General features: G+C 58.8%; 22 protein-coding genes and 1 tRNA gene. 15 read left to right on the top strand and 8 right to left on the bottom strand.

From position 1 onward, the window contains the following. Positions 1–185: 185 nt before the first annotated feature. Together BLV67_RS09495 and BLV67_RS09490 are read left to right on the top strand one after the other, a co-directional pair. Positions 186–857 carry a response regulator gene (locus BLV67_RS09495; protein ID WP_017137322.1) on the top strand — a complete coding sequence of 224 codons (672 nt, stop codon included), beginning with the start codon at positions 186–188 and terminating at the stop codon, positions 855–857. Further along, positions 850–2235 carry a sensor histidine kinase gene (locus BLV67_RS09490; RefSeq protein WP_065929108.1) on the top strand — a complete coding sequence of 462 codons (1386 nt, stop codon included), beginning with the start codon at positions 850–852 and terminating at the stop codon, positions 2233–2235. The genes BLV67_RS09495 and BLV67_RS09490 overlap by 8 nt, the downstream gene beginning before the upstream one ends. Here BLV67_RS09490 and BLV67_RS09485 read toward each other — a convergent pair whose 3' ends face one another. Next, on the bottom strand, positions 2236–3057 hold the full coding sequence (locus BLV67_RS09485; protein WP_065929109.1) for an HDOD domain-containing protein: 822 nt from the start codon (positions 3055–3057) through the stop codon (positions 2236–2238). A gap of 36 nt (positions 3058–3093) precedes the next feature. Further along, the gene (ygfZ, locus tag BLV67_RS09480; RefSeq protein ID WP_069788542.1) at positions 3094–4035 is read right to left on the bottom strand and encodes a CAF17-like 4Fe-4S cluster assembly/insertion protein YgfZ; all 942 of its coding nucleotides are present in this window, start codon (positions 4033–4035) and stop codon (positions 3094–3096) included. 140 nt (positions 4036–4175) lie between these two features. Here ygfZ and BLV67_RS09475 point away from each other — a divergent pair, with 140 nt between their 5' ends. Both BLV67_RS09475 and BLV67_RS09470 read left to right on the top strand, forming a co-directional pair. Further along, positions 4176–4430 carry an FAD assembly factor SdhE gene (locus BLV67_RS09475; protein ID WP_065929111.1) on the top strand — a complete coding sequence of 85 codons (255 nt, stop codon included), beginning with the start codon at positions 4176–4178 and terminating at the stop codon, positions 4428–4430. Next, the gene (locus BLV67_RS09470) at positions 4414–4860 is read left to right on the top strand and encodes a hypothetical protein (RefSeq protein WP_069788543.1); all 447 of its coding nucleotides are present in this window, start codon (positions 4414–4416) and stop codon (positions 4858–4860) included. Before BLV67_RS09475 ends, BLV67_RS09470 begins: the two co-directional genes overlap by 17 nt. On the opposite strand, the gene nadB is transcribed toward BLV67_RS09470, so the two are convergent. Next, a complete protein-coding gene (nadB, locus tag BLV67_RS09465) occupies positions 4829–6445 on the bottom strand; it encodes an L-aspartate oxidase (RefSeq protein ID WP_069788544.1) in 1617 nt (538 codons plus the stop codon). The two genes, BLV67_RS09470 and nadB, sit on opposite strands and share 32 nt — an antisense overlap. Positions 6446–6908: 463 nt before the next feature. On the opposite strand from nadB, the gene rpoE reads away from it, so the two are divergent. The 4 genes from rpoE (at position 6909) to BLV67_RS09445 (ending at position 10760) form a co-directional block, all read left to right on the top strand. Next, complete coding sequence (gene rpoE, locus BLV67_RS09460; protein ID WP_003172477.1) at positions 6909–7490, top strand: RNA polymerase sigma factor RpoE/AlgU; 582 nt, start codon at positions 6909–6911, stop codon at positions 7488–7490. A 32-nt stretch (positions 7491–7522) separates the two neighbouring features. Then, positions 7523–8110 carry a sigma-E factor negative regulatory protein gene (locus BLV67_RS09455; RefSeq protein ID WP_034096393.1) on the top strand — a complete coding sequence of 196 codons (588 nt, stop codon included), beginning with the start codon at positions 7523–7525 and terminating at the stop codon, positions 8108–8110. Positions 8111–8126: 16 nt separating this feature from the next. Next, the gene (locus BLV67_RS09450) at positions 8127–9086 is read left to right on the top strand and encodes a MucB/RseB C-terminal domain-containing protein (RefSeq protein ID WP_069788545.1); all 960 of its coding nucleotides are present in this window, start codon (positions 8127–8129) and stop codon (positions 9084–9086) included. Positions 9087–9320: 234 nt separating this feature from the next. After that, entirely contained in the window at positions 9321–10760 is a 1440-nt protein-coding gene (locus BLV67_RS09445) for a DegQ family serine endoprotease (RefSeq protein WP_065929115.1), read from the top strand. Between the two features lie 67 nt (positions 10761–10827). Here BLV67_RS09445 and BLV67_RS09440 read toward each other — a convergent pair whose 3' ends face one another. After that, on the bottom strand, positions 10828–12261 hold the full coding sequence (locus BLV67_RS09440; RefSeq protein WP_069788546.1) for a M48 family metalloprotease: 1434 nt from the start codon (positions 12259–12261) through the stop codon (positions 10828–10830). A gap of 95 nt (positions 12262–12356) precedes the next feature. Here BLV67_RS09440 and BLV67_RS09435 point away from each other — a divergent pair, with 95 nt between their 5' ends. Beyond that, positions 12357–12596 carry a sulfurtransferase TusA family protein gene (locus tag BLV67_RS09435; protein ID WP_010212198.1) on the top strand — a complete coding sequence of 80 codons (240 nt, stop codon included), beginning with the start codon at positions 12357–12359 and terminating at the stop codon, positions 12594–12596. A gap of 30 nt (positions 12597–12626) precedes the next feature. Beyond that, a complete protein-coding gene (locus tag BLV67_RS09430; RefSeq protein WP_017137334.1) occupies positions 12627–13697 on the top strand; it encodes an AI-2E family transporter in 1071 nt (356 codons plus the stop codon). 38 nt (positions 13698–13735) lie between these two features. Here BLV67_RS09430 and BLV67_RS09425 read toward each other — a convergent pair whose 3' ends face one another. Together BLV67_RS09425 and BLV67_RS09420 are read right to left on the bottom strand one after the other, a co-directional pair. Beyond that, entirely contained in the window at positions 13736–14209 is a 474-nt protein-coding gene (locus BLV67_RS09425) for a peroxiredoxin (RefSeq protein ID WP_069788547.1), read from the bottom strand. Positions 14210–14219: 10 nt separating this feature from the next. After that, on the bottom strand, positions 14220–14780 hold the full coding sequence (locus BLV67_RS09420) for a glycine cleavage system transcriptional repressor (protein WP_074854443.1): 561 nt from the start codon (positions 14778–14780) through the stop codon (positions 14220–14222). 273 nt (positions 14781–15053) lie between these two features. Here BLV67_RS09420 and dapA point away from each other — a divergent pair, with 273 nt between their 5' ends. From dapA to BLV67_RS09395, 5 genes are all read left to right on the top strand, one after another. Continuing rightward, positions 15054–15932, top strand: a complete 879-nt coding sequence (dapA, locus tag BLV67_RS09415) for a 4-hydroxy-tetrahydrodipicolinate synthase (protein WP_056857365.1) — start codon at positions 15054–15056, stop codon at positions 15930–15932. Positions 15933–15949: 17 nt separating this feature from the next. After that, entirely contained in the window at positions 15950–17065 is a 1116-nt protein-coding gene (bamC, locus tag BLV67_RS09410) for an outer membrane protein assembly factor BamC (RefSeq protein ID WP_065929118.1), read from the top strand. 4 nt (positions 17066–17069) lie between these two features. Then, entirely contained in the window at positions 17070–17828 is a 759-nt protein-coding gene (locus BLV67_RS09405; protein WP_069788548.1) for an MBL fold metallo-hydrolase, read from the top strand. A 27-nt stretch (positions 17829–17855) separates the two neighbouring features. Beyond that, positions 17856–18569, top strand: coding sequence for a phosphoribosylaminoimidazolesuccinocarboxamide synthase (gene purC / locus BLV67_RS09400; protein ID WP_065929120.1), 714 nt, complete (start codon positions 17856–17858; stop codon positions 18567–18569). An 83-nt stretch (positions 18570–18652) separates the two neighbouring features. After that, a tRNA-Ser gene (locus BLV67_RS09395) sits at positions 18653–18742 on the top strand. A gap of 190 nt (positions 18743–18932) precedes the next feature. Here BLV67_RS09395 and BLV67_RS09390 read toward each other — a convergent pair. Both BLV67_RS09390 and BLV67_RS09385 read right to left on the bottom strand, forming a co-directional pair. Further along, positions 18933–20429, bottom strand: a complete 1497-nt coding sequence (locus BLV67_RS09390) for a hypothetical protein (protein WP_069788549.1) — start codon at positions 20427–20429, stop codon at positions 18933–18935. Next, positions 20426–24448: an NACHT domain-containing protein gene (locus BLV67_RS09385; RefSeq protein WP_141722777.1), complete on the bottom strand. Its 4023-nt coding sequence runs from the start codon at positions 24446–24448 to the stop codon at positions 20426–20428. The genes BLV67_RS09390 and BLV67_RS09385 overlap by 4 nt, the downstream gene beginning before the upstream one ends. Positions 24449–25600: the final 1152 nt, after the last annotated feature.

Raw genomic sequence — 25600 nt, 5'->3', positions numbered from 1 at the left:
TTTTTCGGGCGCTACGGATCAGGTAGCTCAGCGGGCATTAGCCACCGTTGCTGGATGCTAAAGGGCGAAGCTTTCACTAACCTTTCAGTTGTCTTTCAATGTTTTCGGGCTTCACAGGGCAGGCGGCGCCTGTAAACTGCCCGCCAAAGCGTGGCGTCGACCATGCCAGAACGAGGTGAAAATCCATGCGCGTCCTCTTGGTTGAAGACCATCTGCAACTCGCCGAAAGTGTTGCCCAAGCGCTCAAGAGCACGGGTTTGACCGTCGACGTGTTGCACGACGGCGTGGCCGCGGACCTGGCCCTGAGCAGCGAGGAATACGCGGTGGTGATCCTCGATGTGGGGCTGCCGCGCATGGACGGTTTTGAGGTGCTGGCGCGACTGCGGGCGCGTGGAAAAAATCTGCCCGTGTTGATGTTGACGGCGCGCAGTGATGTAAAAGACCGTGTGCATGGCCTGAACCTGGGCGCTGATGACTACCTGGCCAAGCCCTTTGAGTTGACCGAGCTGGAAGCGCGGGTCAAGGCGTTGCTGCGCCGTAGTGTGCTGGGCGGCGAGCGTCAGCAGGCGTGCGGCGTGCTGGTCTACGACCTGGATACCCGGCGTTTCACCGTGGGCGGCGAGCTGATGACGCTGACCTCCCGCGAGCAGGCGGTGCTTGAGGCGCTGATCGCCCGGCCCGGCCGCGTGATGAGCAAGGAGCAATTGGCCTCGCAAGTGTTCGGCCTGGATGAGGAAGCCAGCCCCGACGCGATTGAAATCTACGTGCACCGCCTGCGCAAGAAGCTCGACGGCCAGCCCATCGCGATCGTGACCTTCCGTGGCCTTGGCTACCTGCTGGAAGCGCGCGATGCATAAGCCCAGCAGCCTGCGCTGGCGGCTATTGTGGAACCTGGCGCTGTTGCTGGTGGTGCTGATGCTCGCCAGCGGCATGAGTGCTTACTGGAATGGCCGCGAAGCCGCCGACACCGCCTATGACCGCACCTTGCTCGCCTCGGCGCGTACCATTGCTGCCGGGTTGACCCAGGTGGACGGCACCCTGAGCGCCAACGTGCCGTATGTGGCGCTGGACACGTTCGCCTACGACAGTGCGGGGCGGATCTATTATCAGGTCAATGACATCGACCGAAAATTGATCTCCGGCTACGAGAACCTCCCTGGCCCGCCGCCGGGCACGCCGCGCACCGATGATTACCCGGCGTTGGCGCGCTTCTACAACGCCATGTACCAGGGCCAGCATGTACGGGTGGTCAGCCTGCTCAAGGCGGTGTCGGAGCCGAACATGAACGGCATGGCGGAAATTCGCGTGGCCGAAACCGACGAAGCGCGCGAAAGCATGGCCCGCAGCCTGATGGCCGACACTTTGCTGCGCCTGGGTATGCTGGCGGTCGGTGCGTTATTGCTGGTGTGGTTTGCCGTGAGCGCGGCGCTGCGCCCGCTGGAGCGCCTGCGCACCGCCGTGGAAGAGCGCCAGCCCGATGATTTGCGCCCGCTGCCGCTGGTGGAGGTGCAACACGAGTTCGGCCCGTTGGTGCGCTCGCTCAATCACTTCACCGAGCGCCTGCGCGGCCAGTTCGAGCGCCAGGCGCAGTTTATTGCCGACGCCGCGCACGAACTGCGCACTCCGCTGGCGGCGCTCAAGGCCCGGCTTGAGCTGGGCCTGCGCAGCAGCGACCCGGCGACCTGGCGCAGCACCTTGGAAACCGCCGCTCAAGGTACTGACCGTCTGACCCATTTGGCCAACCAACTGTTATCCCTGGCACGCATCGAAAACGGCGCCCGGGCGATCGCCGAGGGCGGTGCGCAATTGCTTGACCTCAGCCAGCTGGCGCGGGAGCTGGGCATGGCCATGGCGCCACTGGCCCACGCACGAGGCGTTGCCCTGGCGTTGGAGGCGGATGAACCGGTGTGGCTGCGCGGTGAGCCGACCTTGTTGAATGAACTGCTGAGCAATCTGGTGGATAACGCCCTGGCCCACACTCCGCCGGGCGGCAATGTGATCCTGCGGGTGACCGCGCCAGCCATCCTTGAAGTTGAAGATGACGGCCCAGGCATCCCGCTGGATGAACGGGATCGGGTCTTCGAACGTTTCTACCGCCGCAGCCAGCAGGGCATGGGCTCAGGCTTGGGGCTGGCGATTGTCGGCGAGATCTGCCGGGCGCACTTGGCCCAGATCAGCCTGCACGATGGTGAGTTGGCGGGGTTGAAGGTGCGGGTGAGTTTTATCGCGGGGTAGTCAATAGAACATCGAGCGCGCTTCATCCAACTCCGCACGCAGCGTCTCGCTGTAGGGGTCGATGCGCAGTTTCTTGAGCGCCGGCAGGCTGGTCACGTCTACGTTGGCCAGTGGATGCGCGGTGCCCCGGTGGCAATACAGTGCGGCGATTTGCACCACGTCGATGTAGTCCAGAATCGGGGAGTCGCGCTCCAGGTTCAGGTACTGCCCCGGCAGCTTGGCCAGCATTTCCGGGAAATCCCACACACCCAGGAGTTTGTCGCCCAGCAACGGGTGGATGCTGTCGATCACATGGTTGAGGCTGACCGGGTCGGCCAGCAGTTCGTAATGGTCTTCGGCGTAGGTGAGGATCGGCAGCACGCCAATCTGATGCACCAGCCCGCCGAGGGCTGCCTGGTCCGGCTTGAGCTGGCTATGGTTACGGCACAAGGCGTAGCTCACACCCGCCACTTCCAGGCTGCGGCGCCACACTTCGCGCATTTTCAGTTCGACGACTTCGGAGCGGGCGTGGAAAATCTGTTCCATGACCAGGCCGATGGCCAGGTTGCTGCTGTAGTTGGTGCCCAGCCGCGTGATGGCGGTATGCAGGTCGGTGACTTCCTGGGTGGCACGCAGCAGCGGGCTGTTGACCACTTTGATCAGGCGCGCCGACAGGGCGGTATCGCGACTGATCACTTTGCTCAAGTGGCTGATGCTGATATCCGGGTCTTCGGCGGCCTGACGAATGTTCAAGGCCACTTCCGGTAATGTCGGCAGAACCAGGTCATCGTTGTCGATGGCCTTCACCAAAGCCTGTTGGACTTTTTCCGCCAGCTTGTTCATTCATGCTCTCTAGGGCGTTGCAAAAGGGTACGGCGATTAACGCTGGATCTCTTTATCGCGATCCAGTTGGTACGGCAAGTCGAGCAGGTTGAGGCCCGGGCCTTCCAGGCTGCCTACGTGCACATCGCCGTTGTCGGCAGCTTCGGCTTGCAGCACGGCCAGAAGTTCAATTGATTGGTCAGCTTTCGCCGCGATGACGACTTCGCCGATCGCACTGTTATGGTTGGGCGAAAACAGCGGGGTACCCGGCTCGGGCAATTGCTCGGCATTGAGGCTCAGGCGATACAGGCGCCGCTTGAGTTTGCCCAGGTACTGCATGCGTGCGACGATTTCCTGGCCGGTGTAGCAGCCCTTTTTGAAGCTCACGCCGCCAACGGCCTGCAGGTTTAGCATCTGCGGGATGAACAGTTCGCGCGTCTGCGGCATGACCTGGCCGATACCGGCGCGGATTTGGCCGAGCAGCCAGTCATTCAAGTCAACTTGTTGCAGGTGGTTGGCCAATTGCTGGCGTACTGCTTCGGCTTGCTCGGCAGGCACCCAGAGTTCGGCGCGGTCAGGGGAGACACGAATGGCAATCAATGTGTCGGTGCGCACCACGCTGTCGGTCTCGGCCGGCAGCTCAAGGCCGAGGGCCGCCAGGGTTGGCGCCGCATTCGACAGGCCAAAGCGTGCCCAGGCGGCGCTTTCGTCTGTGAGCTTGGACTTGGAGAACACCGCGTATTTCTTTAGGTCTGCCAATTGCGGTTCGAGCAGTTCGGTGGCCATGGCCAGCAACACGCCGTCGCCTTGCAGCAGGATGCGAAAACTCGACTGCATGCGGCCTTTTTGCGTGCAGCGCGCGCCAAGGCTGGCCTGGGTGTCGCTCAGGTAATTGAGGTTGCAGGTCAGTTGCCCTTGCAGAAACTTGGCAGCGTCGGAGCCGCGGACGGCAAGGACGCCTTCGTGTGTCAGGGGGCAGAAAAATGCAGAGTCGGCCATGGGTCTTCGCAGGTCAAAAAGTCATGGGTGCATCATAGAGGGGCGCCCGGCAAATGGATAGTTTCCATATGGGGCGACCAAAGCCGAGTGTCCCGCTGCCGTCGGCCCTGTATACTTGCGCGCTATTTGAGGAGCAGTCCATGGTAGAAGAAGTAGAAATCAACCGCCTCTACTGGCACAGCCGCCGTGGCATGCTGGAGCTGGATGTGTTGCTGGTGCCGTTCACTAAAGAAGTGTACGCGACGCTGGATAAGGTAGACCGCGATCTCTATGTGCGGCTGCTGGAGTGTGAAGACCAGGACATGTTTGGCTGGTTCATGGAGCGCGCCGAATCTGAAGACCCGGAGCTGCAGCGCATGGTTCGGATGATTCTGGATCGTGTCCAGCCCAAGTAATCGCTTCGAATGCCGCTGGCAGGCCTCACGGCTGTTGCTGGCGGCGTATCTGTTTGCCCAGCTGTTCGCGCTGGGTGCCTTGTTGATTATTGATTTGCCCTTCGCAAGCCTTGGCACTCTGTTATGCCTGGCGCATGCCGCCTGGGTGTTGCCGCGTCATATTCTGCTGACTCACCGTTCGTCGATTCGTGGCCTGCGCCGCGACGAAGATGGCTGGCAGTTGTTCACTGCCGAGCGCGGCTGGCACAGCGTGCAGTTGCGCCCGGACAGCCTGGCGCTGCCGCTGATCGTGGTGCTGCGCTACCGGGTGCCGGGCCAGTGGTGGGTGCGCTCGGTTTGCGTACCGATGGATTCGCAGGTCGCCGATGTGCACCGGCGCCTGCGGGTACGCCTGAAGTTCAGTCGCCGTAGGTGGCTGGCACCAGAATAGTGTCGCGGGCTTCGGGCAGCATTTGCGGGTAGTCGAGGGTGTAATGCAGGCCACGGCTTTCCTTGCGCTCCATGGCTGAGCGGATCATCAATTCGGCGACCTGGGCCAGGTTGCGCAACTCGATCAGGTCGCGGCTGACTTTATAGTTGCTGTAGAACTCGTCGATCTCGTCCAGCAGCAAGCGCACGCGATGTTGAGCCCGCGCCAGGCGCTTATTGGTGCGCACAATGCCTACGTAGTCCCACATGAAGCGCCGCAGCTCGTCCCAGTTGTGCGCGATGATCACGTCTTCGTCGGAATCGGTCACTTGGCTGGCGTCCCAGCGCGGCAGGGCGGCGGGCACCGGAATGCGGGGCAGTTGCTCAAGGATGTCGGCAGCCGCCGAGCGTGCATAAACGAAACATTCGAGCAACGAGTTGCTGGCCATGCGGTTGGCGCCATGCAGGCCGGTGAAGCTGGTTTCGCCGATCGCATACAGGCCAGGCACGTCAGTGCGACCGTTTTGGTCGACCATCACGCCGCCGCAGGTGTAGTGCGCAGCCGGCACCACCGGGATCGGGCCTTTGGTGATGTCGATGTTGAATGCCAGGCAACGTTCGTAGACGGTGGGGAAGTGGGTCTTGATGAAGGCTTCGGGTTTGTGGCTGATGTCGAGGTACACGCAGTCGATGCCCAGGCGCTTCATTTCATGGTCGATGGCGCGGGCGACGATATCCCGTGGTGCCAGTTCGGCGCGTGGGTCAAAGCGCTGCATGAAGCGCTCGCCGTTTGGCAGTTTCAAGTGTGCGCCTTCGCCGCGCAGGGCTTCGGTGATCAGGAAGCTCTTGGCTTGCGGGTGGTACAGGCAGGTGGGGTGGAACTGGTTGAACTCCAGGTTGGCCACCCGGCAGCCCGAACGCCAGGCCATGGCGATGCCGTCACCGCAGGCGCCGTCGGGGTTGCTGGTATAGAGGTAGACCTTGGCGGCGCCGCCCGAGGCCAGAATGGTGAAGCGTGCGCCGTAAGTATCGACTTCGCCACTGGCTCGGTTGAGCACGTAGGCGCCGAGGCAGCGTTCGCCGTCCAGGCCCAGGCGCTTTTCGGTGATCAGGTCGACGGCGACGCGTTGCTCCAGTAATTCGATGTTGGGACGTTGACGGGCCTGCTCGAGCAGCGTTTTGAAGATGGCGGCGCCGGTGGCGTCGGCGGCGTGGATGATGCGGCGATGGCTGTGGCCGCCCTCGCGGGTCAGGTGGAATTCGAATCCGCCGTCATCACTGCCGGCGTGTTCGTCGCGGGTGAACGGCACGCCCTGGTCGATCAGCCATTGGATGGCTTCACGGCTATGCTCGACGGTGAAGCGCACCGCCTCTTCGTTGCACAGGCCGCCGCCGGCGTTAAGGGTGTCTTCGACGTGGGATTGCACGGTGTCGGTGTCGTCCAGTACCGCCGCGACACCGCCCTGGGCCCAGAATGTCGAGCCATTGGCCAGGTCGCCCTTGCTCAGGACCGCAATGCGCAGGTGGCTGGGGAGGGTGAGTGCCAGGCTCAAGCCGGCCGCACCGCTACCAATCACCAGGACATCGTGTTGAAACTGTTGGCTCATTTGAAGGATTCCGCAAAAAGCGATCCAAAGGGCTGGCGCAAACAGGACGCCCGGATCGGCGAATCAAAGGGTCACACGGGCCACTAGTATATAGAGGGGGGGAGCGGCACAATAGCCGGGCATTCGTGGCAATGTGAAATTACGGTGCGCAGCTGAGGTCATATGGGCCGGCTATTGAGATGGGAACTTTTTGCATGAGCTCCCACTCAATAGCAGGTTGCCCGAAAGCTGGGAAAACGTTGAGTTTATTGGCCCGTCGGGAGCATTGGACGCGTCAGAAAACCGGCGACAAGATTATTCGCGCAGCCGGCCTAGCCCGCGCTGCGTTTTTCGTGTGTGCCAAATCAGTGCATGCCGGAAACTTGCTTGGAGGGGGAGAACTTTTGCGAGAAGTCCTAGTCTATGTTTGCAAGCCTGATCGTTTAGTTATGCAAGCCTCCTGCGAGTACAACGAGGAGTGTTCATGCTAACCCAGGAAGAGGATCAGCAGCTGGTCGAGCGCGTTCAGCGTGGCGACAAGCGAGCATTTGATCTGCTAGTGCTGAAATACCAGCACAAAATTCTCGGGTTGATCGTGCGGTTTGTGCACGACACCCATGAAGCGCAGGACGTTGCACAGGAAGCCTTTATCAAGGCGTACCGTGCACTTGGCAATTTTCGCGGTGATAGTGCGTTTTATACGTGGCTCTACCGCATCGCCATTAACACGGCGAAGAACTATCTGGTGTCTCGCGGCCGCCGCCCACCGGACAGTGATGTAAGTTCAGAGGATGCAGAATTTTACGATGGTGATCACGGCCTCAAAGATCTCGAGTCGCCGGAACGTGCTTTGCTGCGCGACGAGATCGAGGGCACCGTTCATCGCACTATTCAGCAACTGCCAGAAGATTTGCGTACGGCGTTAACTTTACGTGAATTCGATGGTCTCAGTTACGAAGACATTGCGAGCGTCATGCAATGTCCGGTGGGGACTGTAAGGTCACGGATTTTCCGGGCCCGGGAAGCCATCGACAAAGCCTTGCAACCGTTGTTGCAGGAAAACTAAAGACAGCGGCGACAGCCAAGAGAGGAACCGCCATGAGTCGTGATGCCCTGCAGGAATCGCTGTCCGCAGTGATGGATAACGAAGCGGATGAACTGGAACTTCGTCGAGTGCTCAATGCATTTGATGATGCCGAAACCCGTGATACCTGGTCTCGTTACCAAGTCGCTCGGGCGGTGATGCACAAGGATCTACTAATCCCTCGTCTGGATATTGCTGCGGCCGTTTCTGCCGCGTTGGCCGATGAAGCCGTTCCGGCGAAAGCTGCTCGTGGTCCATGGCGTAGCCTGGGTCGCTTGGCAGTAGCAGCCTCGGTGACTGTTGCCGTGTTGGCCGGTGTTCGCCTGTACAACCAGGACGAAATCGCCGGTGCCGAACTGGCCCAGCAGACTCAGCAACCGGTCATGGCCGGTCCGCAAGTCAAAGGCCCGGCAGTACTGGCCGGCTACAAGGAAAGCTCTGATGCCACTGGCCCTATGGCCAACGGCGTACTTCAAGGGCAATCCGGCTGGCAGGACCAGCGTCTTCCAGGCTACCTGCGTCAACATGCACAGGAATCTGCTTTGAAAGGCACTGAAAGCGCTCTGCCATACGCTCGTGCAGCCAGCCTGGAAAACCGCTAAACCGCTAAGGGGCCCTATGCGCGCCATACCGCTCCTTACGCTTTTGCTCAGTGGTTGTTTTGCACTATCCGCCCATGCCGACGAAGCCCAAGACTGGCTGACTCGACTTGGGCGTGCAGAGCAGCAGCAAAGCTTTGCAGGTACGTTCGTCTACGAGCGTAACGGCAACTTTTCTACCCATGACATCTGGCATCGCGTCCAGGACGGTCACGTCCGTGAGCGGCTGTTGCAGCTCGATGGCTCTGCCCAGGAACTGGTGCGGGTAGACGGTCGTACCCAATGTGTCAGTGGCACCTTGGTTGCCGGCCTTGGCAACTCGCCTGATGCGTCTTCGCGCGCCCTGGATCCGCAAAAACTAACTCAATTCTACGCACTGGCCGTCATTGGCAAATCTCGCGTGGCCGGTCGAAATGCGGTGATTGTGTCGATTACTCCCCGTGATCAATACCGATATGGCTTTGAGTTGCACCTGGATCGTGAAACCGCGCTGCCGCTGAAATCCCTGTTACTCAATGAGCAGGGCCAGTTGTTGGAGCGCTTCCAGTTCACTCGACTGAACACCTCGGCTGCGCCGTCAGATCGTGACTTACAGCCCAGCAGCGAATGCTCACCTGTGGCTGTTTCCAGCACCAAAGCACCCGAGGTACCTGCTACGCACGCTTGGCATCTGGACTGGTTGCCTCCCGGTTTTCAGCTCACCAGCAGCGTCTCGCGAAAAGATACTCAGACCCACGCTACGGTCGACAGTCTGATGTATGACGACGGACTTGCACGTTTCTCAGTATTTCTTGAGTCCACCGACGGTGCGAGTGTGAGCGAAACTCGTACGCAACTTGGCCCAACGGTCGCCGTGTCGCGTCGTCTGAACACGGTCGATGGCGAAGTCATGGTGACGGTTGTCGGCGAAATTCCCATCGGCACTGCCGAACGCATCGCGCTGTCGGTGCGCGGCGAAAAGACCGCCGCCAAGCCATGAGTCGTTAATCCTATGTTCATCCTGACCTTTCAATGTGAGCCTTTGCGTGGTTGGGGGCTGAGAGCATGAAATTTCTGGATCAGTATTTTCACTTGCAAAAAATCCCCATGTTTTTTATAGGTCAGAGCTTGTCGGCTCTGACCTTATTTTGTTCGCGGAACAAAAATGCCGGTCGAAGTTTTCGGCGTTTCTTGAACCCTGTCGCTCAACCCTGCTCGTCGTAATGGGAGCTGTATGTCGATACCACGTTTGAAGTCTTACCTAACCCTAGTCGCCACGGTATTGGTGCTGGGTCAGGCAGTGTCCGCGCAAGCGGTCGAGCTGCCTGACTTCACCCAACTGGTGGAGCAGGCCTCGCCTGCCGTGGTGAACATCAGTACCACGCAGAAGCTGCCGGATCGCAAAGTCTCGAACCAGCAGATGCCTGACCTGGAAGGCCTGCCGCCCATGCTGCGCGAGTTCTTCGAGCGCGGTATGCCGCAACAACGTTCCCCGCGTGGCGGCGGTGGCGGTCAGCGCGAGGCGCAGTCCCTGGGCTCGGGCTTCATCATTTCGCCTGACGGTTACATCCTCACTAACAATCATGTGATTGCCGACGCTGACGAAATTCTGGTGCGCCTGGCCGACCGCAGTGAGTTGAAAGCCAAGCTGGTGGGCACCGACCCACGCTCCGACGTGGCTTTGCTGAAAATCGAAGGCAAAGACCTGCCTGTGCTGAAGCTGGGTAAATCCCAGGACCTGAAAGCCGGGCAGTGGGTGGTTGCGATCGGTTCGCCGTTCGGCTTCGACCATACCGTGACCCAGGGCATCGTCAGCGCCATCGGCCGCAGCCTGCCAAACGAAAACTACGTGCCGTTCATCCAGACCGACGTGCCGATCAATCCGGGTAACTCCGGCGGTCCGCTGTTTAACCTGGCGGGCGAAGTGGTGGGGATCAACTCGCAGATCTACACCCGCTCCGGTGGCTTCATGGGCGTGTCCTTTGCCATCCCGATCGACGTGGCCATGGACGTTTCCAACCAGCTCAAAAGTGGTGGCAAAGTCAGCCGTGGCTGGTTGGGTGTGGTGATCCAGGAAGTGAACAAAGACCTGGCTGAATCGTTCGGCCTCGACAAGCCGGCCGGTGCCCTGGTCGCGCAGATCCAGGACGACGGCCCTGCTGCCAAAGGCGGCCTGCAAGTGGGCGATGTGATCCTGAGCATGAATGGCCAGCCGATCATCATGTCCGCCGACCTGCCACATCTGGTGGGTGCCTTGAAAGCCGGCAGCAAAGCCAAGCTGGAAGTGATTCGTGACGGCAAGCGCCAGACCGTTGAGCTGACCGTCGGCGCGATCCCGGAAGAGGGTGCAACCCTGGATGCGTTGGGCAACGCCAAACCCGGCGCTGAACGCAGCAGCAATCGCTTGGGCATTGCCGTGGTTGAATTGACCGACGAGCAGAAGAAGAGTTTCGACCTCAAGAGCGGTGTTGTTATCAAAGAAGTCCAGGACGGCCCGGCCGCCCTGATCGGCCTGCAGCCGGGCGACGTGATCACCCACCTGAACAACCAGGCGATCAACTCCACCAAGGAGTTCACCGACATCGCCAAAGCGTTGCCGAAGAATCGCTCGGTGTCGATGCGCGTGCTGCGTCAGGGGCGTGCAAGTTTCATCACCTTCAAGCTGGCCGAGTAATCCGCTAGTTCAATAAAAAGCCCCGCTGTCGGTTAACGAAAGCGGGGCTTTTTTGTGGGCGATGGTTTTAGCTCATCATCCCTTTCACCAGGCGTTCCTGTTCGATCAGCTCACGCTGGCGCGCGTCGATGCGCGAGGACAGTGGGAAGTTGTTGCCGGCCCGACGCTTGGCAAAGTCCAGTTGCTGAATAGCCTGCTTGAAGTCACCCACCAGTGCAAAGTACTCGGCACGCGCCTGATGCAGGCCAATGATATTGCCGGACAGGCCGCGAGTCTCTGCCACCTGGTACCACACATCCGGATCATCGGGGCGCGACTTGAGCAACCCGTCCAAGGCTTTTTCAGCATCGGCCGTACGGTTCTGCTTGAGCAGCACATCAATGCGTATCTGATTCAGCGGGTAGCTGCCGGGGTACTGGGCCAGCATCCGATCAGTACGTTGCTGGGCATCCGGCAGGTGGTTGCTGTCGATATCCAGCTCGATCTGCGCCAGGTTGTAAGTAATGTCGTTGGGCGCCTTGGCCAGCAGCGGCTGCAAGCTTTCCCGCGCCTCTTTGAACTGGGTACCCTTGATCTGCGCGATGGCCAGCCCATAACGCGCTATATCGTTTTTCGGGTTCTCGTCCAATTGCGCCTGGAAGCGCTTGGCGGCCAGCCCCGGCGTGTCTTCGTATTGCAACTGCACCCGTGCGCGAATCAACTGGTAGCGCAAGCTGTCTTCCTTGCCGCCCTGCTTGGCTTGCTCGGCACGGTTGCGGGTATCGGCGATCCGCGATTCGGTCACCGGGTGAGTCAGCAAAAATTCCGGTGGCTTGGCATCGAAACGGTATTGGCGCATCAAACGTTCGAACATGGTCGGCATGGAGCGTGGGTCGTAACCGGCTTTTTCCAGATTAAGAATGCCGATGCGGTCAGCCTCTTGTTCGTTCTGGCGTGAAAACCTGCGCTGCTCCTGGATCGCTGCCGCCTGGCTGCCCGCAATTGCGGCAATGCCGGCATCGCCCGCACCCGCTGCCGCCGCGATAATGCCGCCGAGCAGGGCGGCCATCATCGGGATCTGCATGCGCGACTGCGCTTCCACACCTCGCGCAAAGTGGCGTTGGGACAAGTGAGCCAATTCGTGAGCGAGTACCGAGGCATATTCGCCTTCGGTCTGGGCATTCAGAAACAGGCCACCGTTTACCCCGACAATCCCGCCGGGTGCGGCAAAGGCGTTGAGTTGCGGGCTGTCGATGAGGATGAACTCCAGGCGCCGGTCATTCACCTGGCTGGTCTCCACCAGCGTGTACACGCTGGTTTCGACGTAATCCTTGAGCTGCGGGTCATTTAGCTGCGAGACCTGGCCCCGCAGGTAGGCCAGCCATGCGCGGCCCAGTTGGAATTCCTGTTGCGGCGAGACAATGGCAGAACTGGCGTCGCCGAGTGACGGCAGGTCGTCAGCGAAGGCCGGGGAGGCCAGCAGGCAAGCCAGCGTCAGCAGGGTAGGGCGCAAAAAAGTCATGCACAAAGCCTTTCGACAAAGAGCTTACTGTAGCCGGACACTGAGCTTCGGACCAGATATTCTAAGCAGCCCAAACGCATGCCTGGAGCAAACCGATGACCGACGCTGTAGCCTTTGACGCCGAACTCGATGCCAGTGGCCTCAATTGCCCGCTGCCCCTGCTCAAGGCCAAGCTGGAACTCAACCGCTTGGCCAGCGGTGCCGTGCTCAAGGTGATCGCCACGGACGCGGGCTCCCAGCGGGATTTTCGCACCTTTGCCAAACTGGCCGGGCACACCCTGCTGCACGAAGAAGATGCCGCCGGTGTGTACCGTTACTGGTTGCGCAAGGCCTGAACTGTTCGCCCCACCACCCGAGGTTGATTGATGTTCAAAGTGTTACGAGACTGGATTCAGCGCTATTTTTCCGATGAAGAAGCGGTGGTGCTGGCCGTCCTGCTGTTTCTGGCCTTTACCGCCGTGCTCACCTTGGGCGGCATGCTGGCGCCGGTACTGGCGGGCATGGTGCTGGCGTACCTGATGCAAGGCCTGGTCACTACCCTGGAGCGTCTGCGTTTGCCTGGCGGTGTGGCGGTTGGGCTGGTGTTTGCCCTGTTCATGGGGCTGTTGGTGGTGTTTATCGTCGTGGTGCTGCCATTGCTGTGGCATCAGTTGATCACCTTGTTCAACGAGTTGCCGGGCATGCTCGCCAAGTGGCAATCGCTGTTGCTGCTGTTGCCGGAGCGTTATCCGCACCTGGTGTCGGATGAGCAGGTGTTGCAGGCCATTGAAGTGGCGCGCGGCGAAATCGGAAAATTCGGGCAATGGGCGCTGACTTTTTCCCTGTCCAGCCTGCCGCTCCTGGTCAACATCATGATCTACCTTGTGCTGGTGCCGATCCTGGTGTTTTTCTTCCTCAAGGACCGCGCAATGATCGGCCGCTGGGTCAGCGGCTATCTGCCGCGTGAACGGGCGCTGATCACCCGAGTGGCCGAAGAAATGAACCGGCAGATTGCCAATTATATTCGCGGCAAAGTCATTGAGATTGTGATTTGTGGCGGCGTGACCTACATCGCGTTTGTCGCGCTCGGGCTGAACTACGCGGCGCTGCTGGCCTTGCTGGTGGGCGTATCGGTGGTGGTGCCGTATGTGGGCGCGGTGGTGGTGACCGTGCCGGTGATGTTGATCGCGTTGTTCCAGTGGGGCTGGAGCGATCAGTTCATCTACCTGATGGCGGTGTACGGGATTATCCAGACCCTGGATGGCAACGTATTGGTGCCGCTGCTGTTCTCTGAGGCCGTCAACCTGCACCCGGTGGCGATTATCTGCGCGGTGCTGTTGTTTGGAGGGCTATGGGGGTTTTGGGGTGTGTTTTTTGCAATCCCGCTGGCGACGCTGTTCAAGGCCGTGCTGGATGCGTGGCCGCGGCAAGAACCGGTGGTGGCGCCTTTGTTGTAAACGCTTGGGGCGAACTAAAGGTTCGCCCCAATTATGCTTCAAACCTTATTCAATGCCTGCGCCGCCGTCAGCACCGCATCCACATGGCCCGGCACTTTCACACCACGCCATTCCTGACGCAGCACGCCATCCTTGTCGATCAGGAACGTGCTGCGGTCCACGCCCAGGTATTCCTTGCCGTACAGCTTCTTCAGCTTGATCACATCAAACAGCTGGCAAACCGCTTCATCCTTGTCGCTGATCAGCTCGAAGGGGAATTCCTGCTTGGCCTTGAAGTTCTCGTGGGACTTCACGCTGTCTCGCGACAGGCCAAACACTTCGGTGTTGGCGGCCTTGAACGCGGCGTAGTGGTCACGAAAACCCTGGCCTTCGGTTGTGCAACCCGGGGTGCTGTCCTTCGGGTAGAAGTAGATCACCACTTGTTTGCCCTTGAGGGCTGCCAGGCTGAACGTCTGGCCGCTGGTGGCCTGGGCTTCGAAATCGGCCACGGGTTTGTCGATGGCTACCGGCATAGGTACTTCCTTATATTGGGTTCTGTGGGCGCCATGGCTCGATCAGAGCGTCGAGGTTCAGGGCATCGGCGAAATCCAGGAACTGGTCACGCAGCCAACTGATCTGCACGCCGGCCGGCAAGGTCACGGTGAACGTGGCGTTGAGCATGGTGCCGCCGGTTTGCGGGGCCTGGTAGGTGTCGCAGGTGAGGTTTTCCAGCTCTACGTTGTGGTCGATGAAAAACTGGCACAGCTCATTGACGATGTCCGAGCGGTAGGCCGAGCTGACATACGCCACGTAAGGCAGGGCCTGCGGGCGGTTTTCCAGGGCGGCGCTGCGCACCACGTTGACGGTGAAGTTGTGCTTCTTGGCCAAGCCCGGCAGGCCGGTTTCGAGGCGCGCCAGGGCGTCCCAGCTGCCGGAGATCTGCAGCACCAACGCGCTGCACTCGCCGTGGCGGGTGAGGCGCGAGGTCACGACGGCGCAGCGGTTCTCATGGCTGGCGCGGCACAGGACGTTGGTCAGCTCCATGGGGTTGGCGCCGAGGGCACTGATAACAAGGAATTGTTCGCGAACTGTGGGGGTGGACATGCAGCCTTCCTAAAGCGATGAGCGGTCGATACCGTGTGGGCCGTATCGATCAAAGGATGAAGGGTAGCGAAAACCATCGCCAAGGGCTAGGAGGTGGCGTTTTCATTACGCGATCGGTCTGATTTCAGCGTGCTTCAAGCCGCGCTTTGGCCCAATGATGGCATTGCCCGTCGTTTAGTTGCCCCAGAACGCATCCTCAGGCGGTACTTCGCTTGTACAAGCATCTTGGCGCCAGTACCATTACGGCTCTCTTTTTCCGGCAGGAGCGGTTGCATGATTGCGGGCAGTATGGTGGCACTGGTCACACCCATGGATGCACAAGGTCATCTCGACTGGGACAGCCTTGGCAAACTGGTGGACTTCCACCTGCAAGAAGGCACCAACGCCATCGTGGCGGTCGGCACCACAGGTGAATCGGCCACCCTTGACGTGGAAGAACACATCCAGGTCATCGAATTCGTGGTCAAGCGCGTGGCGGGCCGCATTGCCGTAATCGCCGGCACAGGCGCCAACTCGACCCGTGAAGCGATCGAGCTGACCAGGAACGCCAAGAAAGCCGGCGCCGATGCCTGCCTGCTGGTAACCCCGTACTACAACAAGCCGACCCAGGAAGGCTTGTACCAGCATTTCAAGGCCATTGCCGAAGCCGTCGACATCCCGCAGATCCTCTACAACGTTCCTGGCCGCACGGCCTGCGACATGAAGGCCGAGACCGTAATTCGCCTGTCCACCGTGCCGAACATCATCGGCATCAAGGAAGCCACCGGCGACCTGCAGCGTGCCAAGGACATCCTGGCCGGCGTGAGCAGCGACTTCCTGGTGTATTCCGGTGACGACGCCACGGCGGTTGAGCTGATCCTGCTGGGTGGCAAAGGCAACATCTCGGTGACCGCCAACGTCGCGCCGCGCGCCATGAGCGACATGTGTGCTGCCGCCATCGCCGGTGACGCCGTAAAAGCCCGTGCGATCCACGAGCAACTGATGCCGCTCAACAAAACACTGTTTATCGAATCCAACCCTATCCCCGTGAAATGGGCGCTGTTTGAGATGGGCTTGATGCCGGACGGTATCCGTCTGCCGCTCACCCGGCTCAGCGAAGCCTGTCACGAACCGCTGCGACAGGCCCTGCGCCAGTCCGGCGTCCTGGTTTAATTGAGGAAGCACTACGCATGAAGCGATTGGCCGGACTTTCCGCACTTGCCTTGATTATCTCCAGCACCAGTGGCTGCGGTTGGGTATGGGGCCCGGAAGGTTACTTCCGTGACCGCGGCAGCGATTACCTGGAAGCACAAGCAACCAAACCGATGCAATTGCCGCCGGACGTCAACGTCGCCAAGCGCCTTGACCCGTTGCTGCCAATTCCGCGCAACGTCGCCGACGACACCACCAAGGGTGAGTACGTGGTGCCACGCCCGCAGCCGATCTCGGCCGTGGCGGACGCCAGCGACTACAGCCTGCAAAAGAGCGGCGACAACCGCTGGATCATGGCTCAGCGCCCTCCGGCTGAAGTCTGGCCGGTGGCGGTGCAGTTCTTCCAGGACAACGGTTTCAGCATTGATCAACAACGCCCGCAGACCGGTGAGTTCACCACGGCCTGGCAACACGGCAGCGAACTGTCCGCCAGCATGGCCAAGCGCCTGCAGGCGAGCGGTGTAGCGCCCGACAGCGAAGCCCGTGTGCGTGTGCGCATCGAGCCAGGCGTGCAGCGTAATACCAGTGAAGTCTACGTGGTCAGCGCCGAGCGTCCTGCCGGCAGCACTGCCAACGTCGACTTCACCCCGCGCTCGGTCAACATGGGTGTAGACGCCGCGTTGGTCGACGAGATGCTGGCCAGCATGAGCCGTATCTCCGAGAAGGGCGGTTCGGTTTCCCTGCTCGCCGCCGGTAACTTCGACACGCCTAACCGCGTCAGCCTCACCGAAGACGGCAGCGGCAACGTGGTGCTCACCCTGGGTGAAGACCTCGACCGTGCCTGGGCCAGTGTTGGCCGCGCGTTGGAGCAAGGTCCATGGCGCGTTGAAGACATCAACCGCAGCCTGGGCCTGTACTACATCAACGTAGCGGAAAAGGCCGAGAAGAAAGACGACGAACCAGGTTTCTTTGGCAAATTGTTCGGCAGCAAGCCGACCAAGGAAGAGATCGAAACCCGTGCCGAGCGCTACCAGGTTCGTTTGAGCAAGGTGGGCGAGAGCGTACAAGTGACCGTCGAGAAGAACATCAACACCGTTGCGCCGGCTGAAACAGCGCGCAAAGTGTTGGGCGTGATTCAGGACAACCTGGGCTGATCCGATGCGTTTTGCCGTTCTCGGCAGCGGTAGCCAAGGGAACGGCACGCTGGTCGCACATGACGACACGTATGTGCTGGTGGATTGTGGTTTCTCGTTAAAAGAAACCGAGCGGCGCCTGCTACGCCTGGGGGTTCACCCCTCGCAGCTGAGCGCAATTGTGGTGACCCACGAACATGCCGACCACGTGCATGGCGTGGGTTTGCTGTCTCGGCGCTACAATCTTCCGGTGTACCTGAGTCGCGGCACCTTGCGCGGGATGCGCAAACCCATAGAACCCGCCGGTTTCCTGGCCGGTGGCGAGACGCTGCAGGTCGGTGCGTTGAGCATCGACGTAGTTGCCGTAGCGCATGACGCCCAGGAGCCTACGCAGTATGTATTCAGTGGCGGTCAGCGGCGTTTCGGCGTGCTCACCGATCTGGGCTCCTACTGTTCCAAGGTGCTGGGCGGTTACCGTGACCTCGATGCCTTGATGATCGAGTCCAACCACTGCCGCGACCTGCTGGCACGAGGGCATTACCCCTACTTTCTCAAGCAGCGGGTAGGCGGCGAGCTGGGACATTTGAACAACCACCAGGCGGCGTACCTGGTGTATGAGTTGGGCTGGCAAGACTTGCAACACCTGGTCCTGGCCCACCTGAGCAGCAAGAACAACCTGCCTGCGCTTGCGCGGCAATGTTTTGTCGACACCCTCGGGTGCGACCCGGACTGGCTGCAACTGGCCGATCAAGATTCAGGGCTCGACTGGCGACACATCGCCTAGCCCACCATTTAGCAAGCGGAGCCCATCATGGAAAAACGTGAAGAACTCTACCGCGGCAAAGCCAAGTCGGTATACAAGACCGACGACGCCAACCGCCTGATCCTGCTGTTTCGCAACGACACCTCGGCGTTCGACGGCAAGCGCATCGAACAGCTCGATCGCAAGGGCATGGTGAACAACAAGTTCAACGCCTTCATCATGCAAAAGCTCGAAGCGGCCGGCGTTCCGACCCAATTCGACAAACTGCTGGGCGACAACGAGTGCCTGGTCAAGAAGCTCGACATGATCCCGGTCGAATGCGTCGTGCGTAACTACGCCGCCGGCAGCCTGGTCAAGCGCCTGGGCGTGGAAGAGGGCCTCAAGCTCAATCCTTACACGTTCGAGCTGTTCCTGAAGGACGACGCCAAGGGCGACCCGTTCATCAACGAATCCCACGTAGTGGCATTCGGCTGGGGCACCGCTGAGCAACTGGTACGCATGAAGGAGTTGTCCCTCAAGGTCAACGACGTGCTGAGCAAACTGTTCGACGACGCAGGCCTGTTGCTGGTCGACTTTAAACTCGAATTCGGCGTGTTCCACGACGGCACCATCGTCCTGGGCGACGAATTCAGCCCGGACGGCTGCCGCCTGTGGGACAAAGCCACCAAGAAGAAGATGGACAAAGACCGCTTCCGCCAAGGCCTCGGTGACGTCATCGAAGCCTACGAAGAAGTCGCCAATCGTCTCGGCGTACCGCTGTAATCGACGCAAGCATCTGATAGCACGGAAAAAAATCACTTTTTTGGTTTGCTTTCGCGAAACACACTGTTATGATGCGCGCCGTTGGAGAGATGCCAGAGTGGCCGAATGGGACGGATTCGAAATCCGTTGTACCTTCACCGGTACCTAGGGTTCGAATCCCTATCTCTCCGCCATACTTAGAAAAGCCCCGTAGATCAAGGTCTCGGGGCTTTTTGCATTTCAGAATTCTACGTAATGATTCTACGTAAAATACATCACCTGCAACGCCCTTTGTGGCTTCTTCTTGCGTCGATTGGCAACTGCAACACTTTTGCCGATGCTGCCACAGAAGTGGCCGCTAAGATCTAGAGAAGACAAACGTTTTTAAGCGATAGGGCATGGGAGTAGGTCACGGTCGGAATCCCAACAAATTCGGATGAAGGAGCACGAATGGCAGCACATGTGGGTCTCCAGCGGCAGTACATGACAGCGCTGAGCACGAATGCTCCGCAAGTCACCGTGCGAGCAGTGCCTGTCCTGCCCGTCCTCCGTGAAGGAAGCGATCAAGCAGGTCGATTGCAAATCTCCCTTCGCGACACCTGCGTTCCGCGCCGCCTTCCAATAGTGGAAATTGCACATGCTAGGCGTGGTTGCCCGATCACTCTTGTAAAACCAAGAGGTACCTGTAACTACGACGTACTCCGAAGGTGCTCCAGGTTCACCGGAGTGTATTACGAATGTTCTTCTCCCTCCGATGACTATTCGGGCAGCAGTTGAGCCGGGAAGTGGGGGGATCTCAGCGCTACTGTGTTGGCGGACTTGTGCTTGTGGGAAGCCGGGAAACTGATCTAAAGACCTCGGTATAAGGGGAAGGCCCAGCCTGGCTCTGAGGCGCTTCTCAAGATCGTTCCCTGCCTGCTCAAGAGTTGTAAGGAAATCCTCAATTCGCTCACTTCCTTTGGGTTCTTCTGCCCAGCGGTCCAAGTCCAGGATCGCGAACCACCTATTGCTGCTCTTGACTAGCATAGCCGGATAGACGGAGCGTGTTGGATACTTCTTGCGCTCTGCGCCTGTTGTCGCCGATGTTGCCACCATGACCGCTCGGTAGCAGTCTCCAATCTTGTCTGGAGGCAGAAATTCGAGTGCCTCCGGCACATCTAATGCGAGTGGGAGCGTATCAACCAGCCGGCTCCGGTGCAGCATCTCAAATAGTTCTACATGACGCAGTAGGATTTCGTCACCATTGGGAAAGCAATGCACGCGTTCTGTGATCGGTTGGCCAGGCGTGACGAAGCAAGCAATGGGCTCCTCAAAAACGATGACCCAATTTCCAGCGGTAATCACAACCCTACGAAGTGTTCTCCTACCGAATTCGTTCAGAGCAGAGACATAGCTATGCAAGTCTTTGAGGTATTCCGCCCATTCCGCAATAATGCCTGATCCCCTTTGAGACTTATCCTTGAGTGCGAACAGAGCTTCGCAGATGAGTGTCGCCATATTTTTCGCGTCAAGCTCAGAACCTCTCGCACGTCGAGGTTTTGGGATATCAAAACCTTTAGCCTCGACGATTAAAACCGGAGCTCTATCGGTCGGCGATACACCTAAATAGTCAAAATACAGACGATCGTTGTTTGCGCTATATGCTCTTGCCTCTTCAATGACTTGTCCCGGGTTATCCGGATTCCAGTCAAGCGCCCGCAAGAAGTGATCTATGAGGAAGCGTCGCGTCGGACGCTCCAGCATGGAGGCAGGCATCGACTCCGGCGCTACGCTCTCGGCAGTTGCGTACTGATTCCGGAGATACGCCTCTTCTCGCCGAAACTGCTGCATTCCCGTACGTAGCTTCTCGGCGAACGCGCCGGTTTCTGCGAGCAACTTCACCGTAGCAAATCCGGTAGCTCGTAGAGCAACTTGAGTGCTTCTGGCCACCCCGCGCTGGAAAACAGTTCAAGGACGCTCACGAGACGAGCGCGGCGACTCACATCATCAAATGCGGCCCGGTAGTCAGCGAGGTAGCGACGTACCAAGCGGACGACGGAATCGAGCGCCAGGCTTTCATAGTGATAGCCGTCACTGGCGGCGGGCCCGACCACCAGCGCGGCGACCTTGTCGAACACCAGATCGGGCGAAGCACCTGCAAGATGGTCATATAGCTCGACAAGGTGATAAGCGACAGCTGAGTTGCCGGATAGGGCTATTCGATCAAGAATGCCTTCATATTCGGCCAGGAAGTTGCGCATCACTCCTTCATCGCCAAGACCCGCACCGTTTCCGCCGGTCTTTCCGTTCTTGAATGCACCAGAACCGAAATAAAGCTGATTGCAACTATGCTCCATCAAGCGAAGACCGGCCTTGTATTGTCGCTCAGCAGCGATGCGTTGCGGCTCGGTACTACAATCATCCATCAGATCCAGCTTGGCTGCTCCCAAAGCATCGCCAGCCGAGTCAACGATGGCGCGCAATACTTCTCGGGCCCGACTCTGAATTTCGCTATCGCGGTCAGTAGCGTCGTTTTGATAACTGGTAAAGAGTGGGCCGCGAAGCCACGAAACCAATGGCCACAAAAAAGCGTCGGAGTCTTCGAGCGTCCGAACCCAATTCAGTATCCATCCATGAGCAATGTTTCTTCCACCTACTATCCACAAACGGGATGCCATGCTGGCGATCGCCTCATAGAAATCACCCTGCCGGCTTTCCTCTTCCTGCCGGTGGGGCAGCCTAGCGAGAATCCCGCTTATGAATTCTTCACAACGTTCAGGTGCTACTTCGGCAAGGCTGAAAAGAGGGCCACCGATAAAGAAACCTATCACTCCGATATCAATCTCTTCCGCTGCAACCTTCGCCGCCATCCTCCACATGTGATCGCGATCCACTTCCCACAGAGTGTTCAATGACTGCACAACTTGAAGGCGAACGGCTGGTGCGGGGTCATCAAGAGCGCGGATAAGCTGGTCTCGTAAGCTCTCCGCGTTTGAGCTACTGAAGGCGGCCAAGCTCATATAGCTTGATGCGACGTAAACGCGCACATCCCAGTTCCCCCAAGACATGAGGCCGGAGTCGTTGGAATTTCGTGCCTCGGGAAAGGGGTTGACTGCCATCCGATCCAAGATTGCGATGAGAGCGGTTAAGGACGGATGACCCAGTCGGATCTCGCTGTAGTGCTCCGACTGGACGATCTTCTCTACTGCATTGCTGACTGAGCCCCAACTGGCTTGAAGTACCCGCTCATGGGGCGGTGGCGCGGTCAACTGGTCGATTGTGGTTATGACAGTAGCGGTCAGCAACCAGAGTTCGGCGATTGACTCCGGCGTGTCCAACCCGTCGGCGTTGCGAATCAGCGCGTCTAAAGGACGCACAGTTCGCCTCAGCTCAGCGTCGGAGCCTTCATCTAAATCGACTCCATCCCCCTTGAGCAAGCTGTCAGTGAAGTCTTCCGATCTGCCCCAGCCCAGCTTCATCGTCATGTGGGGTCGATTGCCAGTTAGTAGTCCTTGTTGCTCCAGCTCAGTACGCAACTCCCTGAGAGGACTCTCGGCGAGGGACTCGTCCGTAAGGATGGAAAGAAAACGCGCTGCACGGGATTGCCAGATTCGACGTTCATTCTCGTCAGCGCTTCTTACGTTTTCCAGAAGCACAGCTTCGAAATTGCTCCTTTCGGAAACCGACCGCCTTGGAAATACCGCAGCGAGAAAGGTAACCGCATCCCTGACTACATCAATCAGTTCAAGCATGTCATTTGAGGTGGCAATTGGCCATAGCAGGTCGTCTGCCACTCCTGGGCGTTCAGCTGCTATACCAATGATCCGCGCCCAAACCGAAGCTGCGGCTGTCTCTGACATAATTGTATGGATTGAGGCTACAAAGTCTGCATCTGAACATTCCAGTAAAAACTTCACATAGCTGTCAAGTATCTCACTCCCTGGCTGTCCACCATTACGCTCACTGCTTTCTCGCCATTGCTGTAGGGATAGGCTGTCCTCCAAGATGAGCAGTGCATGGTCACCACCGATTGCCACTTTCCGCGGTTCCATAGATCGCAAGTACGAGCGACGATCTGCTGCCAACCCTAGCGTTGCCCGGTTGACGGCAAGGGTGCCGCTGCCGGGCTGATGTGCGAGAAATGACGGGAGAGCCTGTTGTAGGTGCCATCGCGCGTGTTCGTAGTCCTGCCGTTTGTTTGATCGCAATGGCATTATTCGACTGACACTGCCACCCATCCAACTGTCACCTTCTGCAGGCGCCGCACGGTCAAACAACACTTCATAGATTTCCACCGCGAACCCTGGGTCGCTCTTGAGGATGGTTAGAACGCCTTCTGCCAACCATGGCGCCTCTTCATGAGCGTGCTTTGTGAAACGAGGTTCCTGAAGAATGCGAGACAAGAGCTTTCTCGACGCTGTTATGTCGGAATTGAAAGATTTGGTCACCATACGAATAGCGCTCGAAGCAAGATTCGGGAGTGGGGGCTCGAATTGCCAGGCAAGCGAAAGCAATGCGCGCGCCGCTTCTCCAAACTTAAGTGCGAACGCTCGATCAGCGAAGTCACCGCGCTCACTGAGTGTGAATAACAAAAACCTTGCGGCGTCGGCATAGAGTCGGTGCGCCGAGAGTGCAGCCTGAACTGCCACTTCGGCCCAAGACAACATTGCCGAGGAGGACGGTGCGCCTTTGTCTGCAAGGCTCATGCCGACAAATCGCGAGAGCCTCGACAGGGCGGGGCCCATAATATCTGCCTCAATCTTGTCACGAAGAAGATCGCACAGACCTTGAGCATCGGCCGGAGACTCAACGTGTTCCGCCACGGTTCTAAGCGCAACGCTTGCAACAACTGGGTCTATGCCGTTAGCGCTGGTGATCGCTATAGTCAATGCCCAGGTGCTATAACGGCCTGGAGCGTCATCGCGCCAAACGCGCTCCATCGCGAATTTGAGCGAAGGCCCCAGCAGAAGCCCGATTGCCGGGTCTTCAGTGACCTGCGCCTGCAGTCTGTGTGTGTCGGTCCAGTCCAAGTAGAAGCGACCCGCGACATGATCGAAAAGAACGTGATGGGCAAAATGGACACGGTCGCCCGATGCCACAAGTACCCCACTCCGCAGAACGTCGTCGAGCGCCTCGTGCCCGATGTCGATCTTTCTGACGGTGAGGCGCCGACGGTCAATCATTGCCTTGACGGAAGCGGCAACTGCGGTTTGAAGTCGGCTCGACGACAACCGTTGATCCTCGTACTCCTCTAGTAACTCCGACTGCGTCGCAATGCTGCGGATGCTTGCGGCAGCCGTCCCTCCGTCGATCAACTCACTCGCAATTGATAGGTTGAAGACGTTCTTGAGTAGTTCACGCAAAGACGGCGGAGCATGACCTAACAGCTCACCAAGTTGCGTACTCCGCTCCGTCAGTCCAGCAAGCTCGTCATCGTTAAGACGTGGGATCTTGAAGTGTCTCACACTCTCCAGGCCTGGCTCCGCATAGTCTGTTGATGGTGGTGCCCCAACCATTGCCTCACGGAAACGCCTGCCGTTTCGCAAATCGAAAGTGCGGATTGACGCGAGCACTGACCATCTTTCGCCCAGCGTGCGTAATACATCCTCAATGAACCTGGCGAAGAGGCTTTCTGATGGGCCGCCCCGCGAAGCATCCAGTGCATCAATAATTAGGAGTCCGGGGCTGCTACCCGGCCAGTTATGCAGGACATCGAGAATAGGTGCTTCTAGGTCAAAAGTTGTTCGCAAAGTATCGAGTGTAGTCACGCCATACAGGTCATCTACCGATAGGAATACGGTCGGAAGCTCGCTACGCAGTCGCTCCTGCGCCAGTGCTACTAAAACTCCCGTTTTCCCCGCGCCGGGCTCTCCGATGACCAAAAGGCTTCCTTCCTCTGCAGCCGCCTTGAGTATCGGCATGCATCCTCGCGGAATCGCAACGCCTCCATCGATTGTCAAGCGGGAGTGCCGCTCCAGTCGAGCCACCTCCGTCTGCGTTCGCTTTGTCAGGCGCGCAATATCTGCGTCGAACATCGGCGCACACAGGTCCTCATGTCCAGCAGTGCGTAGCAGATGCAGAAGCCCCCCTTTGTCTGTTGGCGCGCCACTTCGTACAAGTCGGCGGACAATTCCGTTCAGGGTTTCTAAAGGCGCATTACCCGCCTCTTCTCCGCCAAACAAGCGCACTCCTAAAGTACGAGCGCATTCGCGGAGATCGCTACCAGTCTCGAAGGCGTCGAAGCGCACTATGTGCAACAGCATTGCAAAGCGAGCCAACTCTTCGTCCGGCACGACACCGCTGCACTGTACCGACCACTCTGCATTTGCGCGATCACGCAGAATGTCGAGTGCGGAACGCTGGCAATTACTTACACGGGCGTAGACCTCCGACCAAGTGCCGCCTGTGTCGAACATCCGACATGCGGATTCTAAATTGTTCAAGGAGGCCGGCGCGTCATTCGCAACCGCTAAGACGGCTGACGTTCGTGCGGGATCGACATAGGACGTGAGTGTCGTCTGGGAAACAACAAAGCGAACTAACTGGGAGATCGTCGATGCTAGGCCAGATTCGGAAGAGTTGGATAGTCTAGGTCGTGTCTTGCATTGGACAAGGATCACGCTGCCATCCGAGAGAGTTACCTCAATGTCGTCGAGTCCAGTGCCGGTTTCAAATTGGAGTTTGATAGGAAAAGCTCCCACTCCTAGGCCGAAGCGACGTCCAACAGGAGTGGCCGTCACAAGATGACTGGCGAACCACACACCAACTGCAGCACCGAAGTCCATTCCTGCTTGGGTTGCCCTGCCTCCAGCCGGTGGCGTAGTAGTTATCAATGCAGCTTCCTCCATTCCCTTTGGCAGCATCCTACAGTTGCGTCTTTCGAGTGACCAGATGTCCGACCCTAAAGTGGCCATCCGACCGAATAGATATGCTCATACTCTTCGACGTCGCGACCTGCACGAGGAACGCACGAGCTCGAAGGCTCAGCGAATCAGGAACGACGGCTGCTAACACCCTGTGGCAACCACTAGATGGTCAAGTCGATGGTGCTTAGGTCGTATGTGAAGATTGAA

The organism is Pseudomonas salomonii (genome assembly GCF_900107155.1).
Taxonomy (GTDB): Bacteria; Pseudomonadota; Gammaproteobacteria; order Pseudomonadales; family Pseudomonadaceae; genus Aquipseudomonas; species Aquipseudomonas salomonii.
This window is presented reverse-complemented; position numbering and strand designations above follow the sequence as displayed.

Excerpts from the sequence above, each read along its gene's own strand:
- dapA (WP_056857365.1), top strand. The coding sequence starts at position 15,054 with ATGATTGCGGGCAGTATGGTGGCACTGGTCACACCCATGGATGCACAA.
- BLV67_RS09450 (WP_069788545.1), top strand. The coding sequence starts at position 8,127 with ATGCGCGCCATACCGCTCCTTACGCTTTTGCTCAGTGGTTGTTTTGCA.
- BLV67_RS09455 (WP_034096393.1), top strand. The coding sequence starts at position 7,523 with ATGAGTCGTGATGCCCTGCAGGAATCGCTGTCCGCAGTGATGGATAAC.
- BLV67_RS09440 (WP_069788546.1), bottom strand. The coding sequence starts at position 12,261 with ATGACTTTTTTGCGCCCTACCCTGCTGACGCTGGCTTGCCTGCTGGCC.
- BLV67_RS09385 (WP_141722777.1), bottom strand. The coding sequence starts at position 24,448 with ATGCCGATACTCAAGGCGGCTGCAGAGGAAGGAAGCCTTTTGGTCATC.
- BLV67_RS09490 (WP_065929108.1), top strand. The coding sequence starts at position 850 with ATGCATAAGCCCAGCAGCCTGCGCTGGCGGCTATTGTGGAACCTGGCG.
- nadB (WP_069788544.1), bottom strand. The coding sequence starts at position 6,445 with ATGAGCCAACAGTTTCAACACGATGTCCTGGTGATTGGTAGCGGTGCG.
- BLV67_RS09420 (WP_074854443.1), bottom strand. The coding sequence starts at position 14,780 with ATGTCCACCCCCACAGTTCGCGAACAATTCCTTGTTATCAGTGCCCTC.
- BLV67_RS09445 (WP_065929115.1), top strand. The coding sequence starts at position 9,321 with ATGTCGATACCACGTTTGAAGTCTTACCTAACCCTAGTCGCCACGGTA.
- ygfZ (WP_069788542.1), bottom strand. The coding sequence starts at position 4,035 with ATGGCCGACTCTGCATTTTTCTGCCCCCTGACACACGAAGGCGTCCTT.
- BLV67_RS09425 (WP_069788547.1), bottom strand. The coding sequence starts at position 14,209 with ATGCCGGTAGCCATCGACAAACCCGTGGCCGATTTCGAAGCCCAGGCC.
- BLV67_RS09475 (WP_065929111.1), top strand. The coding sequence starts at position 4,176 with ATGGTAGAAGAAGTAGAAATCAACCGCCTCTACTGGCACAGCCGCCGT.
- BLV67_RS09435 (WP_010212198.1), top strand. The coding sequence starts at position 12,357 with ATGACCGACGCTGTAGCCTTTGACGCCGAACTCGATGCCAGTGGCCTC.
- purC (WP_065929120.1), top strand. The coding sequence starts at position 17,856 with ATGGAAAAACGTGAAGAACTCTACCGCGGCAAAGCCAAGTCGGTATAC.
- rpoE (WP_003172477.1), top strand. The coding sequence starts at position 6,909 with ATGCTAACCCAGGAAGAGGATCAGCAGCTGGTCGAGCGCGTTCAGCGT.
- BLV67_RS09430 (WP_017137334.1), top strand. The coding sequence starts at position 12,627 with ATGTTCAAAGTGTTACGAGACTGGATTCAGCGCTATTTTTCCGATGAA.
- BLV67_RS09405 (WP_069788548.1), top strand. The coding sequence starts at position 17,070 with ATGCGTTTTGCCGTTCTCGGCAGCGGTAGCCAAGGGAACGGCACGCTG.
- bamC (WP_065929118.1), top strand. The coding sequence starts at position 15,950 with ATGAAGCGATTGGCCGGACTTTCCGCACTTGCCTTGATTATCTCCAGC.
- BLV67_RS09485 (WP_065929109.1), bottom strand. The coding sequence starts at position 3,057 with ATGAACAAGCTGGCGGAAAAAGTCCAACAGGCTTTGGTGAAGGCCATC.
- BLV67_RS09495 (WP_017137322.1), top strand. The coding sequence starts at position 186 with ATGCGCGTCCTCTTGGTTGAAGACCATCTGCAACTCGCCGAAAGTGTT.